The 4,091-nt window shown below is 66.8% G+C and carries 5 protein-coding genes; all 5 read left to right on the forward strand.

The features are described from left to right. Window positions 1-799, forward strand: a 799-nt coding sequence (locus EN745_RS31245) for a response regulator (protein ID WP_145992240.1), incomplete at its 5' end; no start/stop codon positions are given. Between the two features lie 5 nt (window positions 800-804). Then, window positions 805-1,185 (forward strand): response regulator, encoded by a 381-nt coding sequence (locus tag EN745_RS31250; protein WP_126055111.1) that lies wholly within the window; start codon window positions 805-807, stop codon window positions 1,183-1,185. A 268-nt stretch (window positions 1,186-1,453) separates the two neighbouring features. Next, the gene (locus tag EN745_RS31255) at window positions 1,454-1,840 is read left to right on the forward strand and encodes a response regulator (RefSeq protein WP_126055110.1); all 387 of its coding nucleotides are present in this window, start codon (window positions 1,454-1,456) and stop codon (window positions 1,838-1,840) included. Further along, window positions 1,840-3,597, forward strand: coding sequence for a YaiO family outer membrane beta-barrel protein (locus tag EN745_RS31260; RefSeq protein WP_127423029.1), 1,758 nt, complete (start codon window positions 1,840-1,842; stop codon window positions 3,595-3,597). Before EN745_RS31255 ends, EN745_RS31260 begins: the two co-directional genes overlap by 1 nt. A 20-nt stretch (window positions 3,598-3,617) precedes the next feature. After that, window positions 3,618-4,091 (forward strand): HEAT repeat domain-containing protein (locus tag EN745_RS31265; RefSeq protein WP_348630979.1); only part of this gene is annotated, 474 nt, incomplete at its 3' end.

The following is a 4,091-nucleotide window of genomic DNA, read 5'->3' on the forward strand; positions in this document are numbered from 1 at the left end:
GAAGCCGGTTGCGACGGAGCGTCGGTCGCGACCGCGCGATGGGCGCCTGCGAGTTCTCATTTGCGAGGACGAGACCGATGTCGCGGCGGTGATCGCGGCGCTCCTCGATGCGGAAGGCTTTTCCAGCGACGTCGCCCCCGACATCGACACCGCCATGGCGCTCCTGCGCACCCGCGACTATGTGGCGCTGACGCTCGATATCAAGCTTGCCGGGGAATCCGGTATCAAGCTCTTCCACGACATCAGGGCGTCACCGGTGAATTCCGACATTTCGGTCATCGTCATCTCCGCCGTCGCCGATGAGGCCAAGCGTTCGCTGAACGGCACCGCCGTCGGCATCGTCGACTGGCTGGAAAAGCCGGTGGATTCGACGCGGCTTCACGCCGCTCTCGCCAAGATCGTCGCCGGCAAGGTCGAGCGGAGGCCGAGGATCCGCCACGTCGAGGACGACGAGGGGGTGCTTGCCGTAATGTCGGCGGGGCTGGGTCCGGACGTCTTGATCGCTTCGGCGAAAACGCTGCAGGAGGCCCGGCGGGCGGTCGCGAAGCATCGCTACGACCTGGTCATCCTCGACATCGCGCTTCCTGACGGATCGGGGCTGGATCTGCTCATCGATCTGCCGCAGGAGACCGGAGTTATCGTGTTCTCGGCGGCGGAGATGGACGAGAAACTCGGCGACCGGGTGCAGGCGATGATGACCAAGACCAGGGCGTCGGAGATCGATGTGGCCAAGCTGGTCCGACGCATGTTGGTTGCGTCCCGCAACGCAGCGGGACCCACCGTGCAAGCAAGGGAGTGAGGTTGATGTCGACAAGGATCCTCTATGTGGATGACGAGGACGACATTCGCGAGATCGCCCAAATGTCGCTCGAACTCGAGCCGCGGTTCGAGGTGCGGTCCTGCTCTTCTGGCGCCGAAGCACTGGCGGTCGCCGCCGATTGGCAGCCCAACCTCATCCTGCTCGACGTGATGATGCCGGACATGGACGGGCCGGAGACGCTGAAGCGGCTGGCCGCCTCGCCGCTTACGGCATCGATACCCGTGGCGTTCATCACGGCGCGCACCCAGACGCATCAGGTCGAACACTATCTGGCCATGGGGGCAGTCGGGGTCATCGCCAAACCCTTCGACCCGCTGGCGCTTGCCGGTGAAGTCAGCAAGCTGCTTGCGCTACGAACGGGCTGACGGCCTGCTTCGGATGTCCACGCGGCCGGTATAGGCGATAAGCTGCTGCGGAAGCTGTGCGGCGCCGTTTACGGCTCCTATACCATGCCCTCATATTCATCTACTGATTGTATCGAAATGCGGCCGTCGCGAATCGGCTTTATCTATGATTACGCGGCGTTGGCGGGCGCGGGGAACACCCGCGCGGAACTATGGCATGGACCCGCATTGGCGGATGGCGGTCCATGGATTGATCACTCCGGGGGGCGACGGAACCGGAGCAGGACAGGTGAACGGAGCGAAGGCAAGAATTCTGATCTGCGATGACGATCCATTGCTGCTCGAGCTGATGGAATTCAGGCTGAGGGCGAAGGGATACGAGGTCATCAAAGCGGTCGACGGTGCCGAAGCGCTCTCCAAGGCGGAGCGGGACGCACCCGACATCATCGTGCTCGATGCGATGATGCCCAAGGCTGACGGCATCGAGGTGCTGGCGCGCATCAAGGGCGATCCGGCTCTGTCCGAAACCCCGGTCGTCATGCTGACCGCGCGCAAGGCCGAAAAGGACATCGTCTCGGCGCTCGAAAAGGGTGCCGACGACTACCTGGTGAAGCCGTTCATCCCCGAAGAACTCCTGGCCCGGCTTGCGCGCCTGATCGCGCGGAACAAGCGCTGATGCAGCGAAGCCGGCGCGCCGCCATTGCCGCATGCATGTTCCTGGCAATCGCCGCATCTCCCGGCGTCTCATTGGCCCAGACCGCCGACGAGCTATACGCGTCCGGCGTCAAGGCAAGGCAAGCCCAGCATTTCGATGAGGCGGCGGACCTGCTCAAGCGCGCGCTGGCGCTGAAACCCGGCAATGCCGATGTTCTGGTGCAGCTCGGCTTTGCCGAGCTCGGCCGCAACGATCTGCCGGCCGCGCGCGAGGCCTTTTCCGGTGCGCTCTCGCTTGCCCCGGCCTATCAGGATGCCAGCTTCGGCCTGGCCGAGGTTGAGTTCCGCTCCGGCAATCTGGATGCGGCACTGCCGCTGGCCGAATCGGTGGTCCGCGCCGAGCCCGGCAATGCCGACGCCGCGGCGCTGGTTGAGACCATTCGCAAGGCAAAGCAGGCCGCCGCCGGCAGCAAGGTGAAGCCCGCTCCGGCGGCTGCAGTGCCCGCGAAGAAGGCGCCCCCGCGGCGGGCGGATCCCGTCGCCGGGCTGATGCAGCAGGGCAGGCGGCTCAGGGCGGCGGGCAAGCTGCCAGAGGCCGAGCAGGCCTATCGCCGGGCGCTAAGGCTGGCGCCGAAGAACACCGACATACTGGTCGCCCTTGGCCTTGTCGTCGGCTCCGGCCAGCGCTTCGACGTGGCCGGGCATTTTTTCGACAGGGCGTTGGCCATCGACCCCGGCCTGCTCGACGCTCGCCTCGGCAAGGTGCGCCTGGCGATCTGGCAGGGCGATTTGCCGCGCGCCCGCGCGCTGGCCGATGAGGCGCTGGCTTCGGCGCCGGACAATGTCGAGGTGCTGAACCTCGACGCCAGGATTGCCCTGCTCGAAGCGGATTACAGGCGGGCCGAACAGTCGTTCCAGCGCGCCTTTGCGGTCGATCCGCGCAATGCCGAGGCGCTGGTCGGCATCGGCGATGTGCGCCGCGCCGAGGGTGACGACGCCGCCGCGCGGCTGGCCTACCGACAGGCGCTGGCCATCGTGCCCGGCTCCGCCGACATCGAGCAGAGGCTGGCCGTGCCGCCGCCGCGCAAATGGCGGCTCGATATCGGCACAGAGATGAGCGATCTCAGCGACGGGCTCGGCGACTGGACCGACAGTTCGGCAGGTCTTGCCTATCGGCTGTCGCCGGCAACGACCATTTCGGGCCGCAGCCGGGTGGCGACCCGCTACGGCCATACCGACGTTCAGGTCGAGGGCCGCATCGACCAGGCCTTTTCGCCCGCCTTCTCCGCCTATGCGCTGGCGGCAGCGACCCCGGACGCCGATTTCCTGGCGCGCTACTCGATCGGTGCCGGCGCGTCCTGGCAGGTCATGGCGCCGGCCAGGCAATTCGGTCCGGTCTCGCTCAACATCGACGCCCGCTACGACGATTTCGCCAATGCCGGCGTCACCACCATCTCGCCCTGGGTGCAGGGCTACATCCTCGATGGCCGCCTCGGGCTTTCCGCCCGCTGGGTGCACGCCGAGGACGATATCGGCACGCGCGCCGACGGTTATGTGCTGCGCGCCGATCTTGTGGTGACGCCCCGCTTCAACCTGTTCGGCGGTTACGCCGACGCGCCGGAAATCTCCGACGGCACGCTGGTGCCGACGCGCACCGTCTTCGGTGGCCTTTCCTGGGATGTCAGCGATCCGCTGACGCTGCGCGCCAGCCTGGCGCACGAGCAACGCCCGACCTTCGACCGGACCATATTCGGGCTCGGTCTGACCGCGCGGTTCTGATCATGTGGCTGGTCTGGGACATGTCCATTCTGCTCAGCGCCCTTTCGCTGGTGATCATGCTGCTTTTGATCGCGCGCCGGGTGCTGCAGGAGCGCCGGAGCACTGCCGCCGCCGATCAGCGGCGCCAGCTTCTGACGGCGCTGATCGCCTTCACCGAAAACCGCGACCGCGAGGCCCTGAAGGCGGCCATCCTCGCGGTGCCGGCCGGGGTGGCGATCAATGCCGGCTTCGAATTCCTGTCGCTGCTGCGCGGCGCGGAGCACGACGACGTCCTTGCCGCCTTCAAGGAATGCGGCATGCCGGCCCGTGTCGGCAGGCAGCTTGAACGAGGCAACGTCGCCGAACGCATCCACGCCGCCGAGATGCTCGCGGCGCTGGATTCGGAGGATGCGTCGGCACGCCTGCTTTCGGCGCTGGCCGAGGACCGCTCGCGCGAAGTCAGGATCGCCGCGGCCATCGCGCTCAGCGATCTCGGCAGCCTGCCGCTGCTCGAC

Source organism: Mesorhizobium sp. M4A.F.Ca.ET.022.05.2.1 (genome assembly GCF_003998845.1).
Classification (GTDB): domain Bacteria; phylum Pseudomonadota; class Alphaproteobacteria; order Rhizobiales; family Rhizobiaceae; genus Mesorhizobium.